The sequence below is a fragment of the Bacillus sp. TL12 genome (assembly GCF_022625245.1).
Classification (GTDB): domain Bacteria; phylum Bacillota; class Bacilli; order Bacillales; family Bacillaceae_G; genus Bacillus_A.
The window spans coordinates 149,887-163,962 of sequence record NZ_JAJJBY010000004.1 but is presented as its reverse complement, the minus strand read 5'-3'; the positions used below and the strand labels follow the sequence as shown (position 1 = coordinate 163,962).

Genomic DNA, 14,076 nt, shown 5'->3' with positions numbered 1-14,076 from the left:
TATACCATCAAGGGAAAACCTTTTCCTGATATCTGAAAAGGTGCCCCCCATTACATGAATCAATTGTTGTTCTTACGAAACGGTTTATATAGATATGTCTTTCGGATTTAAACCCAATTACTTCAAGTTTTCTACAATACCGCCAGATGTTTTTCCACGGACGGGAATACCGCCGCGACCCGCTTTACCTGTTTTCTCATCAATAAACATCGCGAAATCAGGTGCAATTTCTCGGCCATTTGGCATCGTGAGCCATAATCTTAATAAATGACGTTTGCGTTCCGGTTCTTTATAGTCTTCGTATTGAGTACGTGAGTGAAGAACTGTATAATTATTGACGAATTGCATATCACCTTCTTCCAACAGCATACTATAATGCATATTTTCATCATGAAGGATGGAATCCAGTATGTCTAACGCTTCAATTTCAACTTTTGACAAATGGATACCTGTTTTCGCTTGTGCTGATTCTATAAATGTACGGACATATCTGCAGCTCAATTTACCATCATAGTAACTAAAAATTGGTGATGTAAATACTGGCGATTCACCTGGCGATTCCTCACCACGACGATCAAAGTTGAATGGACGACAGAGAATTCCCAGATACTCTGGGTACTTCTCAAGAATTTCATTATAAACAGCCATTGAACTTATGATACTACTGAAACCCCCAGATTTCCCTTTTCGAAGGCTTAATAATCCAACGACATCAGACCCATCTGCGTGAAAAGGAAGATGCAGTTTCGTTTGGTAACCACGTACATTTGAATTTTCTAAGCTAAGACCTTGATCAATGACGTGCCCTAAGAGGTCACCATTTGCGTTTTGCGATACCGGGATGCCCATGTGAAGTCCGAGACCCCAATAAATGATGCTCGCTTCTTCATCCGTATACCTTTCCATTGGCAATCCACGAATTAATAGGAACCCCTTCCCATTCTCTAGTTCTTCCAGAAAGTACGCAATTTCGTCAGAGAGATCCGGAATCAGGAAGTCCTCCTTGTTAAAATTAGGTGCTTTTAAACCCTTTTGTTTAACACGAAATAAAGCGCTTTCAAGAGATGCGATCGTTTTCTCAGACAAATAATACACCCATGAATCATCTTTAGCTAAATCAATACCTTTCCACGCTACTGGTCCTTGAACTTTTTCCTTTAAAATGGACGACATAAATAATCCCCCTTCAATAATATGGTTAGTTAGTTTCTTACTTAACTTCAATCAATTGTCTTAACTCTCTGCGCAAAATCTTTCCTGTTGAGTTCTTAGGTAACTCTTTAGAAAATTCCACTTGTCTAGGAAGCTTGTACTTTACCAGTTTATCCTGACAGAATCGAATAATGTCATTCATGGTGATCTGCACATCATTGACTACGACATAAGCTTTTACGTTTTCTCCGTATTCTCCATCGGAAACTCCGATTACGGCCGCCTCTACAACAGCAGGATGTTGATACAGAACTTCCTCCACTTCACGAGGATATACATTGTATCCACCAACAAGAATCATATCCTTCTTGCGATCAACGATGTAGATGTATCCTTCTTCATCCATTGTTGCTAGATCACCTGTGTAAAACCATTCATCTATTAAGGCAGCTGATGTAGCTTCCGGCATCCTCAAGTATCCCTTCATTACATTTAGCCCTTGGACTACTAATTCTCCGATTTCTCCTCTGGGCAATTCTTTTCCGTCCTCATTGACAATTTTGCTCTTGAGGCCTGGTATACTTAGGCCGATAGAGCCTGGTTTGCGGATTCCCTTTAAAGGATTAATAGCGACAAGAGGAGCAGTTTCCGAAAGGCCATACCCTTCCAAGATAAAAACGTTATACTTGTTTTCAAATTTTTGTAGCAGCTCGACCGGAATCGAGGCACCTCCTGAGATACACAAGCGAATGGATAAGAAATCTTCCGCAGTGGATTCAGGCAATTGTAAGATAAAATTATACATCGTAGGAACTCCAGCAAACACTGTTGCCTTTTTTTCTCGAATGGTACTGATCACATCAAGAGGGCTGAATTTAGGTAGGATCAGGACAGTTGCCCCGCAAGCAATTGGTGCATTCAGACAAATAGTCATACAGAAAACATGAAACATTGGTAGAACAGCAACTACACAATCTTTACCATGAAGTTCAATTAATTCTGAAATGGCGTCTGCATTCGAAGCCAAATTCCGATGTGATAACATCGCACCCTTTGGTTTCCCTGTTGTTCCGGATGTGTATAAAATAACTGCAAGGTCTTCCTGATCAATGAAAGGGCTTAGACAATCATTATTGCTTGTTTCCATCAGATGCTCCCATTTACATTCCTGATCCTCGGCATCTGTATAAATGACTAGCTTTAGATTGTTCAATTGTTCCTTTACTTCTGATAACTTCAGTTCTACAGATACATGAGCAATAACCGCTTTAACTTGGCTATTGTCTAAAATGTAGTTGATTTCCTCTTTGGTATACAAAGGATTCATCGGAACAGCAAATGCACCTAGTCGTAAAATGCCGTAGTACGTAATGAGAAATTCAGGGCTATTTCCTAATAAAAGAGCCACTCCATCTCCCTTCCCGATTCCCCTGGCAGACAAACCAGCAGCCAATCGTTCTACCTGCTGATTTAGTTCCTTATAAGTAACACTTTTATCTCTATAGATATAAGCGATACTGCCTGGGAAATTACTTGCACTTCTTTTCAGATTTTCGTCTAAATTATAACCCATTAAATGATTTCCCCCCTTTTTTCATATGTTAGTGATCGAATAGATACTATCGTGAATATTCAAAATATTATTACATCAAGTATACTTATAAATTATAATTAAATAAAATTAAAGATTTTAATTTGTAAGTAAGTATTACTAATATTCAAAAAGGAGTGCAGCCATGATGTGGGAGCCCTTCAGTATATGTGGGAAGAATTAAGAGGTCATCCTGTATATACTGAAGGGTATATGAAGATTAATAACGTTATTAGTTGATATAATAACTATTTCTGCCTCTTAAAACTCTACAAACAAGAAAGTTTTAAAAATAAAAATTATGGTTTGGGGGTATTTTAAAATCTTGGCTTGATAGCGATGGAGTAAATTCCGAATAACTTACGGTAATCTTCTGCACAAATTTTCTTCTTAATTGGCCCTATTTCAATTTCGTACAGTTTCGCTCCCCGTCCGCATAGCTCGCAAAGGGTAGCAATACCAAATGAAACCGTACCATCTAACATGGACCATACCTCTACCTGTGCTGCATCTGTTACTCCTGCATCATTTAACATATCAGAAGGAATCGGTATAGATATCCCATTTTCATCTCGCTTGATTGTTACTACTCTTCCCATAAATGGACTTCCTTCTCTTGCTTGCAATGGATAAATAAATACATTCATTTCTTCCAACCTCCTTTTCTAGTAATTTAAGTATATCCAAGCACCATCGTGGACATAAAATCCCCAACCTTTTGCACCGTTATAATAGTTCATAGAACGCGGAACAGAAGAGATAGTAAATGATCAAGGCATCTATAAAGCTAGGGTAGAAGTAAATGGAATCCCTAAAACCGGAAATAGGGGATTCTCCACATTTCCCCCTAAAGATTGGAGCCCACAAAAGATTGTAGATAATATAAATGAAGCATATAATAATAGAACTTATGAATTTGGTAACACATATTCAGGAATAGGTTCAGATGGTATAAGGATTAGCATGTATATAGATGGAAATGGGAAAATCATCTCTGCTTTCCCATCGGAATAAATTTTATTTTTAGTATAAAGGAGTACAATAATAATGAAATATCCATATAGCTTTGAAGTACTTACCAACGGAAAATTAGTTATGAGGCTTCCTCAAGAAATTAAACTTATTGAGACTTTTTTAGGCGTTGAAGTTTCTGCGTTTGGAGATTGGATTTTAGAAGAAATACATAGTGTTTTAAATGGGAAAGAAAATTACGTTGTAGTAAATGGCAACATTTGCAGTTTAGAAATTCGGAAAGATACAACTACTGTCCTAGACAATTTGGCTGAAGATGGTAAGGGAGAATTTTGTGAGATAGAAACGATTGAATTAGTAGACTTAATTCATATTTGGCTAGATAAACAAAAAGAATTTAAAAAAGGGGAAAATAAAGAATTGTAATAATAGATAGAGCTGACTTCTACACGAAGTCAGCTCTATCTATTATTTCACATCCCCCCCCATTATCTTACGTTTTAAAGTCGTTTTTCCTAGATAATTATCCGCAATAGTTACCGCAAGAGGATCTGAAGATATTTAGAGGTGACTATTGCTAAAATTGTCTTAAAAAAGACGGCAATGGGAGTTTTATCTTAACCGGATATCCACAATGATTATAGGAGGAAGATTATGTTATTAAAAAACAATTTTGAGGATGATGAAGTATTTCAATTTCTTGCGAGTAATTTTCATCAAGATACTTTCTATGAAGAAGCACTCCAAGAATTACTAGAAGAGGCACCCAAAGAATATTTACAAGACGCTATTATTTTTCTAGCTGAATTTATTCAAAGTGATTATAGTGATAAAGAAAAAAATGAGTACATACAGTTTTCTGCAGATGGAATAATATTTTGAAGGATTAGAAATAACACCATTAGAATGGCTTGAACAAACAGTTAAAACCGTAAAACAAGCATTAAAAAATAATTAGTAAAAATTGACCGCCCGTAATAGGCGGTCTTTTGTTCATATTACTTCACATTCACATACGCATTACTAGCCGTAATGTAGTATGTATTCCCTTTCGAATTATGTACTTTGTATTGTGTTGATCCATTGATAGTTACTTTTGCATCGATTATAAATCCTAATCCTGTATCCACAGTTCCGGCAACATCTTTATCCTGCCAAGAAGGAGAATCATAGAAACGTAGGACTTTAGAAGAGAAAGTTACAAATAAAGAATAATCAATATTGGTTCTCATCTCCTTCCTCTACATCACCTTTTTTTATAAATGAACTGATTTTCAAAGTATTATAAAAGCAAACTAGCAACGCAATCTAGTCGTAGTTTCTTTCCAGGCTCTCTTGCTCTATTCTTTGCCCATTGTATAAACTGACTACCGATGTTTAATCCCTTGCCCTCTTTCGAGACTACAATTCTATGTATAAAATACGCATCTATTTCATCGTTCCATAAACTCGCATTCCATTTTTCCTTATCACATAGAGAAATTGCTACTTCCTGTAACCAGCCTCTTACGATTACAATTTCTTCTTTTTTTGCTTGACGAATCATACATCCTCCTTTGGTCGTAAGTTCTATCTATTAAAAGCATTACATTTCTTACATCTTTTTTTGTTTACATAATAATATTATATTTTTAGTAAGCCCTTATTCTACTAATCTTATGTATTATTTCATTCTTTAAGAAAAATGGGAAAGCAATGAAATATGGTAGACCTGCGGTTATTTGTTTTATTATTTCATTTTTAGTCATGATGACAAGTACTGAAAAAACAAATCACCCTATTATTAACTTTTTCGCTAATGTATGTTTAATTCTATTTATTTTCTTCCTTGTCTTATCCATCCTATCTATCATTAAGAAAACAGGTATGGCTAAGAAACAATTTTTAATTACTGCTGGTTTATTTATAGCTTTTGGGGTATTAACTAGTATCTCAACTCCCTCTACTGAAAAGATAACAGCAAATGATAAAACAGTTGCATCTGAAAAAGTAGATAAAAAAGATGCAGATAAGAAAAAAGAACTAGAACAGAAAGAAGCAGACGAAAAAGCTCGTAAACTAGAAGAAGAACAAGCCCAAAAGCAACAGGAAGAACAAAAACGTCAAGCTGAAGAACAAGCTAAAAAACAGCAGGAAGAGCAACAACGTCAAGCTGAAGAACAGGCTCGGAAACAACAAGAAGAGCAACAACGTCAAGCAGCAGAACAAGCTCAAAAGAAACAGGAAGAAGAAAAGCGCCAAGCTGAGGAACAAGCTCGGAAACAACAGGAAGAGCAACAACGTCAAGCTGTTGAGCAAGCTTCACAAAAGAAAAGTACTGTAGCTTCCTCACCTACTAGTAATCATGGAGGCTCTAATGGTCAACCTTTCCAAAATGACCCTAGCGATGATAAAGAAACCAACACTTCTTGTAAAGGCCAAATTAAAGGAAATGCTAATTCTAAAAAGTATCATGTTCCTGGCGGTCAATATTACGATTCTACAAAAGATAATATAGTTTGGTTCTGTTCAGAAGCTGATGCCAAGGCAGCTGGTTATGTAAAATCAAAAAGATAAACTTTTTTCATACTTAAAGCGTTAGGTGACAGAGTCATTTATATCTGTCACCTAACGTTTTTCTTTATTTCAAATATTTTTTCTAGGAAGGTGAAAAAATGAAATATACTATTTTCGAACAAGTTCCTTCCCACTCTTTATAGAAAATAGTAGCTTATAATACCTTTTCAATCTCCTTCTCCAACTCTTCCGGCTTCGTCTGCGGTGCAAATCGATCCATCACTTTTCCATCACGCCCGATTAAAAACTTCGTAAAGTTCCACTTAACCGCCTTCATACCAAGTATACCCGGCGCCCGATCCGTCATATATGTATATAGTGGATGTGATTTATCACCTTTCACATCAACTTTCGCGAACATTGGAAAGGTTACTCCATAATTCAATTCACAAAAACTTGTAATCTCCTCTTCTGTACCTGGTTCCTGTCCCCCAAATTGATTACATGGGAAACCCAGTATTTCTAGTCCTTGCCCTTTATACTTTTCATAAATAGACTGCAACCCTTTATATTGCGGTGTAAATCCACATTTACTTGCGACATTTACAATGAGAAGAACTTTCCCCTCATACTCTCGCAATGATTTTTCTTCCCCTGTAATTGTTTTTGCAGAGAAATTATAAACTGTCATATATATCTGCCCCTCTCTATCCTTTCTTACTTATTCTCATCATATATGTATTTAAGTTTCCCGTCTAATGAGAGCGCTTTATTTTTGTTCGAAAATTCGACACAAACTACTAGACATTTCTCTTGGAAAGTTTTACAATTAAATTGTGAACAAAATGTGACAGTTTACCTTCTAAATTGTGACATTTTCAATTCCATTATAATGAAAAAAGATGGTGTTGATAATGAAAACTGCACAACGGGAAATGATTTCAAATCGCGAGTTTTATTTCGTATTATACATGATGGTATTATTTGTTGCTGGATGGTTTATCGATGTAAATGGCCTATTTTTAAGCAAGTACTTTTCACTTGCAGGAATGATTTTCCTTCCACTAGTTGGTGGTATTGTCGGATTCTTTATTATGTCAATTAGTAAAGAGCAAAGTAAATAACAACATTACATAAAGGCAGAAAACGATTTTTCGTTTTCTGCCTTTTATTTTATAATAAAAGAACATCAGATTATAAGGAGTGATTCATATGAAAAAAGTTGAACAATTATCCTCTCAGTTATATCTCATTGATGATTACGATTTACAACATAACGAGCGTACAGGTACATATGTTTTACTAGGTGATGATATTACTTTAATCGAAACGTGTGCAGCACCTTCTCTTCCGTACATTCTAAACGGCTTACATCAATTACGTATTGACTTAGCAGATGTTAAAAATATCATTGTTACACATGTTCATCTTGATCATGCTGGTAGCGCTGGTTTAATGATGGAGAAGTGCCCAAATGCTACTCTATTCGTACATTCACGTGGCGCACGTCATATGATTGATCCTACAAAATTAATCCAAGGTGCCAAAGCTGTATATGGCGATGCTTTTGATGAACTCTTCAATCCAATCCTTCCTATTCCAGAAAAACGCGTCCATATTGTACAGGATGGTGACGTACTACAAATTTCAAAAAATCGGACGCTCACATTTTATGATACACCAGGGCATGCAAAACACCATATTAGCATCCATGACTCTTTAACAAATGGCATTTTCACAGGTGACACAATTGGTATTTATTATCGAGAACTAGCTGAACTTGGCGTTGAACTATACTTGCCCACTACGTCTCCTTCACAGTTTCAACCAGATGCGATGATGGCGGCAAAAGATCGCATCCGAAGTATGAAAGTTGATTCAATCTACTTTGGGCATTATGGTGCATCTTCCCATGTTTCTGAAGTGTATAAACAGCTTGAGTATTGGCTACCTATCTTTGTTGAGACTGGAAAACAAGTATTTGAAAAAAATCAGGATTTTGAAACGGCAAGTCATGAACTATATGTTTTGCTGCTTGAAAAGGTATCCTCACACCTTTCACAGCAAGGCGTACCATCCACACATTCTATTTATGATGTAATAAAACTAGATATGGAAATCAGTGCGATGGGAATTATCGATTATCTTACAAAGCAAGAAAAGGCTAAAACGACTACTAACTAAATGAAAAAACATCCGAGGATATGATGCTTTGTTTCAAGCATATATCCTCTTTCTTTGAATATATTTTTTGAATAATACACATATACAAAAAGGAGGGAAACGATGAAAGAAATAATCAAATACTTATGTTTCACTTTATAAACATCAGCTCTTCTTTTCATAGATCTAATTTATTTGTTGTACCTTTCCATTTACATACTCCATAAACCGATCCGCTTGTACAAATTCCTCTTTATACGCTTCGGGAACTTCTTCTACCGTTACATGTCCGCTTGATTTAATTTTCACTTGCACTTTCTCATAGGTCATTAATGCATCTATATACTGTTCGTACTCTTTAGAAGTTAATACTTCTTTACTAGATTTATCCCCATTCAATTTATCAAAGTACGGCTGAAGTACCATCACTATCTTTTTCATTTCCTCTTTTTTCGCCGGTGATAATTGATCATAATCTATGTTACCGTTAGGATCTCCATATGTAAGCTTTGCATTTGTAAGTTTTTTTAAATGCTTTGTAAATTTTTCATATTCCTTTTCACCAATTTCTCCTTTTGCTTGTGATAGTTTCGCATCTAACTGCAAATACCCTTGAAGTGTTGCATTTCCTGCATGTTTTTTCAAATTCTCAAACGATCCATAAATACCATCAGCCATAATAGATTGATACGCAAAACCTGTGGTTGGAATTAATAGTGCTGCTGCTAGTACTCCTGTGATAAGACGCTTTTTCATCGTTTTCCCTCGCTTTACTTTTATTTGAATGGTTACTTTTTCTTTCAACTCAGGTGGCGGTATAATTCCCTTTGCTTCTTCTTGTATAGATTCCCTTACCCGATACTCTAAACTCACTTCGCGTCCCCTACCTCTCCTAAAAAGATTTCTTCTACTTGCTCTTTTTGACGTAATTTCTTTAAGGCCGTATGAATTCGTGATTTAACCGTTCCAACCGGAATATATAAAATATTCGCTACTTCTTCTTGTGGATAATCATGTAAATACCGTAGGATAATCACTTGTTTTAATTTGTAAGGTAATTTATGAATGAGTGCAATAAGCTTTTGATTCGAAATCTTATTCACAATATCACTTGAAAAATCAAATTCAATTGGCTTCTTCTGCTCCTCTGCTTTCTTTAAAATCCGCAGACGCATCCACCTTTTTCTCCTATATGAATGAATTTGCCTGATTGCAAGTCCCAATAACCATGGCCGAAAAGATCTCTCCGGATTATACTTGCTAAGCGATTGATACAACTGTAAATATATTTCCTGGACTACATCATCTACCTCTACCTTTTCTTCTATCAAAAAATGAGCTGTTCTATAAACATCTTGAATTGTCTTATCATACAATTCACTGTATGCTTCTTGATTTCCTGATAGAGTTAATTGGATGAGATGATGATAGTCTTTTTCCTGATCCATTCATTGTCCCTCCTTTGTCTTACACTATATATTGGCAAATAAAGAACATTTCGTTCGGTTTTTTAATATAAATTTTTGTATAGATGAATAAATTAATTACTTCATAATCTTAGCTTATAATTCACCATAACAATTATATAATTTTCCATTTTAAGATAGGTGTTTAAAATAATAAATAGACTCTATGTTGGAGGGATATATGATGAAGGCTATTGTTGTAACAGAATTTGGTGGTCCAGATAAACTGAAATATACAGAGGTGCCTATACCGACTATTACAGAGAAGCAAGTATTAATTCGCGTTATCGCAACCAGCGTCAACTTTGCCGATATTAAATCTCGCTATGGGAAAAAAGGAAATGGAAAACTGCCCTTTATCCCTGGTATAGATGCAGCAGGAATTGTCGAGCAAGTCGGTTCAGATGTTAAAAATATTCGCGTAGGACAGCGGGTAATCGCCTTTCCTTTGAATGGATCTTATGCTGAGTATGTTGTCGCGAATGAAAACCTTACGTTTGTGTTACCTGATGAAGTTGACTTCACAACTGCAGCTGCTTGTCCTATTGTATCTTTTACGAGTTATAATTTGCTTGCAAATATAGCAAGATTACAACAAGGTGAAACTGTTTTGATTCATGCAGCAGCTGGTGGAATTGGAACAACAGCTATTCAGTTAGCCAAAATATTAGGTGCTGGAAAAATTATTGGAACAGTCGGAACAGAACCAAAAAGAAAAATTGCTTTAGATGCTGGAGCTGATCATGTAATTTGTTATCAAAATGAAGATTTTGCAGAGAAGGTAAATGCACTTACAGATGGCGAAGGAGTAAACGTGATATTAGACTCTATTTCCGGAACTGTATCAGAGAAAAGCCTAGAATGCCTTGCTTACTACGGTCGGCTTGTCCATTTTGGAAATGCAAGCGGTGAAATTGGTACATTCCGAACGAAAGATTTACATGCAAGTTGTCGTTCCATTCTTGGCTTTAGCTTTGGGACAACTCGTAAAAAGCGTCCTCACTTGCTCCGTTATACAGCCGATCAAGTGTTTCAATATTTACGGGATAGCCGCCTGCAAATTAAATTAGGGAAACGGTTTACACTGCAAGATGCAGGGAAAGTACATGGATCGGTAGAAAGTAGACAAAGTACTGGAAAAGTCATTTTGGATATGAAATAGAGGTGTCATTTATGGGATCACGGATTATGCACTTAATTATCGCAAATGGTATTGCAGAGAAATTATCCATTCAAGATAGAACATCTTTCTTACTCGGTGGAGTCGCTCCTGATGCAGTTTATTCAAAATCAGAAAAAGAAAAGTCCCATTTCTACGCTGGTACGACAAAAAACTATACGAGAAGAATCGATCATGATGCATTTCTTCATAAATATGAATCATTTATAGACTTCCCCTTTATTTTAGGCTATTACACACACCTTATCGCTGATGATAATTGGTTGAACGGATTTTTTCTCCCTTGGCTCAAAAATAGAATCGAGCATGACACAACAATTTTATCCCTATATCATGACGATTTTAAATTGTTGAATGCAAAACTATTACATCTTTATGATAAAGATCAACAATTCCTTTCTATCCTTAACCAAGAAGCAAATATACCAAAGATTGAGGAAGTAACAAAAGAAAATGTTCTAGCTTTTAAAAAATTTATCTTTGACGATATGCTGTATCCAGAGCAAGATTTACATACAAACTTACAAGTGTTTACACTTAATCAAATCGTTGGTTATGTAGAAACTGCTATTGAAAAAGGTATTTTCTTTTTTGAAAAACATCTTTAAATAGTACTATTAATCGGTTCACGCCTACAAGAATCAAAATATTCTTGTAGGCGTGAAGCCATTTCATTAATGAATTAATGACGCTCTCAAATTACTAACTCCATTCTCCAAGTAACCCTTTAAACAAGTTAACACATACACCCAGCCTTCTTTTTGTCCTATCATCTTGTTTACGATTTCAGGGTCATCTTCTTTCAAACCTGATTCATTTACTTCAATCATTGTACTCGTATGATCCAACTCACTTATTGTAATCGTAACAACTGTTTCTTCACCGTATCCTCCCCATGAGAATACGATTTTTTTACTTTCCTCAATTTCTAATACACGTATTACAACTTCTGCATTATATTCATCATATCTCCAAGTAATCGTCTTGCCTTGTTCCAATCTTTCAGTTCCAGATGAAAACCAATAATTAGACATTTTTTCAGGATCTACTATAGCTTCAAATATCTCATTTGCCGGCTTACATACTTTAAATTTCGTGATTACTTGCGTATCCATACTACATTACCCCTCTTTCGATATATTTAATGCCTCTCCTTGTTGTAGAACAAATGTTCCTTTTATTCAAATATCAACATTGTTATTTGACATAACCCTGTATACAAAAACACTAAAAAGACGTGACTGCTTTATACATGCAGACACGCCTTTTTATTATTCCACTATTAATGAAAAATTTCCCATTATCTAGGCTTTCTTTTCCCAGTAAATGTAGGTTTCTTTTTCTTTGGTGCTTTCGGTTTTGACTCTACAAAAGTACCTTTAAACATTTCTTGCTTTGTAAATTGAATACCTAATTTTTTCGCAAATTGAAGTAGTTTACGCTCCTCTTGTGGCGTAACAAGAGAAACAACTGTCCCCTCTTTCCCCATACGTCCTGTACGACCTGAACGGTGAATGTATTGGTCTAGTGTATCTGGTAATTCTAAATGAATTACGTGTGTTAAATCATCAATATCTAATCCACGTGCTGCAATATCAGTCGCCAGTAAAATTTCTACTTTTCCTTGACGGAATGCACGCATCGTTGCTTCACGCTCTTGTTTACTTGCCTCTGCATGAAGTGCTGCAGCTTTCATTTTGCGATACTTTAATTTTTCAGCAATTTCATCTAAACGATATGGATCATTTAAAAAGGCTACTGCTTTTACATTGCCAATATGCATAATTTTTCTTACGTAATCATTTTTCTCACGACGCTCACAAACAATGTATGTGTGCTCCACTAGGCTTTTCGTTTCTGTACGTTTTACACGAACTAATTGTGGTTCAACCGCAAAATCACGCGCTACTTCTTCTGCGTCTTTTGTCATCGTTGCAGAGAAGAATACTAATTGACGATCGCGCATTGTAGATTTTATAACATCATGTACAGCGTCAACCATCTTTTGTTTTACGATTTGATCAAACTCATCAAATACAATTGTTTTTACTTCATGCATTTTTAACTTTTTCATACGAATTAATTCCAAAATACGCCCTGGTGAACCAACAATTACTTTTGGATGTTTCTTTAATTTTTCTACTTGGCGCTTAATATCCGCCCCTCCAATTAAAGATGCACCTGAAATATCAGTTCCTGCTGTAAACTTTTGAACTTCTTCATGAATTTGCATAACAAGTTCACGTGTTGGTGCTAGAATTACAACTTGTGGTTGTTTTACTTCAGGATTGATTTTATGTAAAAGTGGCAATAAGTACGCTAATGTTTTTCCTGTTCCGGTTGGAGATTCAGCTATAACGTCTTGTCCTTCTAAAATGGTTGGAATTGCTTGCTTTTGAATTTCAGTAAACTCTTTAAAACCAGCCTTCTCCCAAGCTTGTTGCAAAAATGGTTGCATATCTTTTATCATTTGTTTTTCTCCTTTATCTCTATTTTTGAAGAAAATGTTGTATTGCTCGCACCGTTTCTATCATGTGAGAAATAACAGCTATTAAATCATCAACATGGTCTTCTGTAATCGCTTTTTGAAATAGAACTTCTACCTTATTATGATATGAAATCGCTTGCTTATTATATTCGTATGAAATTTGTTGCGTAATCATTCGCTCTTTTCCCCAGATAGATTGTAATAAGCTTTCAATTTGTTGGCAGTCGGTTTCTGGGCATTGCAGCGGAAATATAAACCTTAGTTTCATTTCACACCCCGGTATAAACTGAGGTACTTCCAATATCTCACCTGATAAATTTTTTGCATCTACAGATAATGAAAATGTCGCTTCTACTAACGTTTCAAATGATTCGTTTAATTGAAATGAAATATTGTATATACGACTTAACGACGCAAGGTCCATCATATCTTTTCGATCCGTTACAAGAATATCTCCATGTAAATCAAAATCGTAGACAGCTCCTTCAACGATTACTTTTAAATTGTCAAAAGCAGTTGGATCAAACATAATTTCCTCCAAAAAACAGGCGCCTTTCGATGGAAAGGC

General features: G+C 35.6%; 16 protein-coding genes and 3 pseudogenes. 8 read left to right on the top strand and 11 right to left on the bottom strand.

Features of this window, described 5'->3' with window-relative positions; translation table 11 throughout:
- Positions 1-117: 117 nt before the first annotated feature.
- The 3 genes from LOK41_RS05880 to LOK41_RS05870 all read right to left on the bottom strand — a co-directional run bounded on the left by LOK41_RS05880 (position 118) and on the right by LOK41_RS05870 (position 3,390).
- The gene (locus tag LOK41_RS05880; RefSeq protein WP_241815666.1) at positions 118-1,173 is read right to left on the bottom strand and encodes a TauD/TfdA family dioxygenase; all 1,056 of its coding nucleotides are present in this window, start codon (positions 1,171-1,173) and stop codon (positions 118-120) included.
- 37 nt (positions 1,174-1,210) lie between these two features.
- Entirely contained in the window at positions 1,211-2,725 is a 1,515-nt protein-coding gene (locus LOK41_RS05875) for a long-chain-fatty-acid--CoA ligase (protein WP_241815665.1), read from the bottom strand.
- Between the two features lie 335 nt (positions 2,726-3,060).
- The gene (locus tag LOK41_RS05870) at positions 3,061-3,390 is read right to left on the bottom strand and encodes a hypothetical protein (RefSeq protein WP_241815664.1); all 330 of its coding nucleotides are present in this window, start codon (positions 3,388-3,390) and stop codon (positions 3,061-3,063) included.
- Between the two features lie 100 nt (positions 3,391-3,490).
- Here LOK41_RS05870 and LOK41_RS05865 point away from each other — a divergent pair.
- From LOK41_RS05865 to LOK41_RS05855, 3 genes and pseudogenes are all read left to right on the top strand, one after another.
- A pseudogene (locus LOK41_RS05865) lies at positions 3,491-3,757 on the top strand (EndoU domain-containing protein); the annotation flags it as partial.
- A gap of 33 nt (positions 3,758-3,790) precedes the next feature.
- Positions 3,791-4,141: a type II toxin-antitoxin system toxin gene (locus LOK41_RS05860; protein ID WP_241815663.1), complete on the top strand. Its 351-nt coding sequence runs from the start codon at positions 3,791-3,793 to the stop codon at positions 4,139-4,141.
- Between the two features lie 228 nt (positions 4,142-4,369).
- A pseudogene (locus tag LOK41_RS05855) lies at positions 4,370-4,673 on the top strand (contact-dependent growth inhibition system immunity protein).
- Between the two features lie 40 nt (positions 4,674-4,713).
- Here LOK41_RS05855 and LOK41_RS05850 read toward each other — a convergent pair.
- Together LOK41_RS05850 and LOK41_RS05845 are read right to left on the bottom strand one after the other, a co-directional pair.
- A pseudogene (locus tag LOK41_RS05850) lies at positions 4,714-4,899 on the bottom strand (N-acetylmuramoyl-L-alanine amidase); the annotation flags it as partial.
- Positions 4,900-4,997: 98 nt separating this feature from the next.
- A complete protein-coding gene (locus LOK41_RS05845; RefSeq protein ID WP_241815662.1) occupies positions 4,998-5,261 on the bottom strand; it encodes a GNAT family protein in 264 nt (87 codons plus the stop codon).
- Positions 5,262-5,359: 98 nt separating this feature from the next.
- Between LOK41_RS05845 and LOK41_RS05840 the strand changes: the two genes are divergently transcribed.
- The gene (locus tag LOK41_RS05840) at positions 5,360-6,271 is read left to right on the top strand and encodes a sunset domain-containing protein (protein WP_347269290.1); all 912 of its coding nucleotides are present in this window, start codon (positions 5,360-5,362) and stop codon (positions 6,269-6,271) included.
- Positions 6,272-6,425: 154 nt separating this feature from the next.
- On the opposite strand, the gene LOK41_RS05835 is transcribed toward LOK41_RS05840, so the two are convergent.
- Positions 6,426-6,902, bottom strand: coding sequence for a glutathione peroxidase (locus LOK41_RS05835; protein ID WP_241815660.1), 477 nt, complete (start codon positions 6,900-6,902; stop codon positions 6,426-6,428).
- Positions 6,903-7,125: 223 nt separating this feature from the next.
- Here LOK41_RS05835 and LOK41_RS05830 point away from each other — a divergent pair, with 223 nt between their 5' ends.
- Entirely contained in the window at positions 7,126-7,335 is a 210-nt protein-coding gene (locus LOK41_RS05830) for a DUF3925 family protein (RefSeq protein WP_000844992.1), read from the top strand.
- 88 nt (positions 7,336-7,423) lie between these two features.
- The gene (locus LOK41_RS05825) at positions 7,424-8,395 is read left to right on the top strand and encodes an MBL fold metallo-hydrolase (RefSeq protein WP_241815659.1); all 972 of its coding nucleotides are present in this window, start codon (positions 7,424-7,426) and stop codon (positions 8,393-8,395) included.
- A 165-nt stretch (positions 8,396-8,560) separates the two neighbouring features.
- Here LOK41_RS05825 and LOK41_RS05820 read toward each other — a convergent pair whose 3' ends face one another.
- Together LOK41_RS05820 and LOK41_RS05815 are read right to left on the bottom strand one after the other, a co-directional pair.
- Entirely contained in the window at positions 8,561-9,247 is a 687-nt protein-coding gene (locus LOK41_RS05820; protein ID WP_241815658.1) for a DUF3600 domain-containing protein, read from the bottom strand.
- Positions 9,244-9,822: a sigma-70 family RNA polymerase sigma factor gene (locus LOK41_RS05815; RefSeq protein WP_241815657.1), complete on the bottom strand. Its 579-nt coding sequence runs from the start codon at positions 9,820-9,822 to the stop codon at positions 9,244-9,246. Before LOK41_RS05815 ends, LOK41_RS05820 begins: the two co-directional genes overlap by 4 nt.
- A gap of 202 nt (positions 9,823-10,024) precedes the next feature.
- Here LOK41_RS05815 and LOK41_RS05810 point away from each other — a divergent pair, with 202 nt between their 5' ends.
- Positions 10,025-11,002, top strand: coding sequence for a quinone oxidoreductase family protein (locus tag LOK41_RS05810; RefSeq protein ID WP_241815656.1), 978 nt, complete (start codon positions 10,025-10,027; stop codon positions 11,000-11,002).
- An 11-nt stretch (positions 11,003-11,013) separates the two neighbouring features.
- Positions 11,014-11,628, top strand: coding sequence for a zinc dependent phospholipase C family protein (locus LOK41_RS05805; protein WP_241815655.1), 615 nt, complete (start codon positions 11,014-11,016; stop codon positions 11,626-11,628).
- Between the two features lie 66 nt (positions 11,629-11,694).
- Here the strand turns inward: LOK41_RS05805 and LOK41_RS05800 are convergent, their stop codons facing one another.
- The 3 genes from LOK41_RS05800 to LOK41_RS05790 all read right to left on the bottom strand — a co-directional run bounded on the left by LOK41_RS05800 (position 11,695) and on the right by LOK41_RS05790 (position 14,037).
- A complete protein-coding gene (locus tag LOK41_RS05800) occupies positions 11,695-12,135 on the bottom strand; it encodes an SRPBCC family protein (RefSeq protein WP_241815654.1) in 441 nt (146 codons plus the stop codon).
- A gap of 185 nt (positions 12,136-12,320) precedes the next feature.
- Entirely contained in the window at positions 12,321-13,490 is a 1,170-nt protein-coding gene (locus tag LOK41_RS05795; RefSeq protein WP_241815653.1) for a DEAD/DEAH box helicase, read from the bottom strand.
- Between the two features lie 19 nt (positions 13,491-13,509).
- Positions 13,510-14,037, bottom strand: a complete 528-nt coding sequence (locus LOK41_RS05790) for a hypothetical protein (RefSeq protein ID WP_241815652.1) — start codon at positions 14,035-14,037, stop codon at positions 13,510-13,512.
- Between the last annotated feature and the right edge of the window lie 39 nt (positions 14,038-14,076).

What these genes read in the sequence shown, in the direction of transcription:
- LOK41_RS05870 (WP_241815664.1), bottom strand. Translation starts at nt 3,390, where the DNA reads ATGAATGTATTTATTTATCCATTGCAAGCAAGAGAAGGAAGTCCATTT.
- LOK41_RS05835 (WP_241815660.1), bottom strand. Translation starts at nt 6,902, where the DNA reads ATGACAGTTTATAATTTCTCTGCAAAAACAATTACAGGGGAAGAAAAA.
- LOK41_RS05805 (WP_241815655.1), top strand. Translation starts at nt 11,014, where the DNA reads ATGGGATCACGGATTATGCACTTAATTATCGCAAATGGTATTGCAGAG.
- LOK41_RS05845 (WP_241815662.1), bottom strand. Translation starts at nt 5,261, where the DNA reads ATGATTCGTCAAGCAAAAAAAGAAGAAATTGTAATCGTAAGAGGCTGG.
- LOK41_RS05860 (WP_241815663.1), top strand. Translation starts at nt 3,791, where the DNA reads ATGAAATATCCATATAGCTTTGAAGTACTTACCAACGGAAAATTAGTT.
- LOK41_RS05795 (WP_241815653.1), bottom strand. Translation starts at nt 13,490, where the DNA reads ATGATAAAAGATATGCAACCATTTTTGCAACAAGCTTGGGAGAAGGCT.
- LOK41_RS05810 (WP_241815656.1), top strand. Translation starts at nt 10,025, where the DNA reads ATGAAGGCTATTGTTGTAACAGAATTTGGTGGTCCAGATAAACTGAAA.
- LOK41_RS05790 (WP_241815652.1), bottom strand. Translation starts at nt 14,037, where the DNA reads ATGTTTGATCCAACTGCTTTTGACAATTTAAAAGTAATCGTTGAAGGA.
- LOK41_RS05825 (WP_241815659.1), top strand. Translation starts at nt 7,424, where the DNA reads ATGAAAAAAGTTGAACAATTATCCTCTCAGTTATATCTCATTGATGAT.
- LOK41_RS05815 (WP_241815657.1), bottom strand. Translation starts at nt 9,822, where the DNA reads ATGGATCAGGAAAAAGACTATCATCATCTCATCCAATTAACTCTATCA.
- LOK41_RS05830 (WP_000844992.1), top strand. Translation starts at nt 7,126, where the DNA reads ATGAAAACTGCACAACGGGAAATGATTTCAAATCGCGAGTTTTATTTC.
- LOK41_RS05880 (WP_241815666.1), bottom strand. Translation starts at nt 1,173, where the DNA reads ATGTCGTCCATTTTAAAGGAAAAAGTTCAAGGACCAGTAGCGTGGAAA.
- LOK41_RS05875 (WP_241815665.1), bottom strand. Translation starts at nt 2,725, where the DNA reads ATGGGTTATAATTTAGACGAAAATCTGAAAAGAAGTGCAAGTAATTTC.
- LOK41_RS05800 (WP_241815654.1), bottom strand. Translation starts at nt 12,135, where the DNA reads ATGGATACGCAAGTAATCACGAAATTTAAAGTATGTAAGCCGGCAAAT.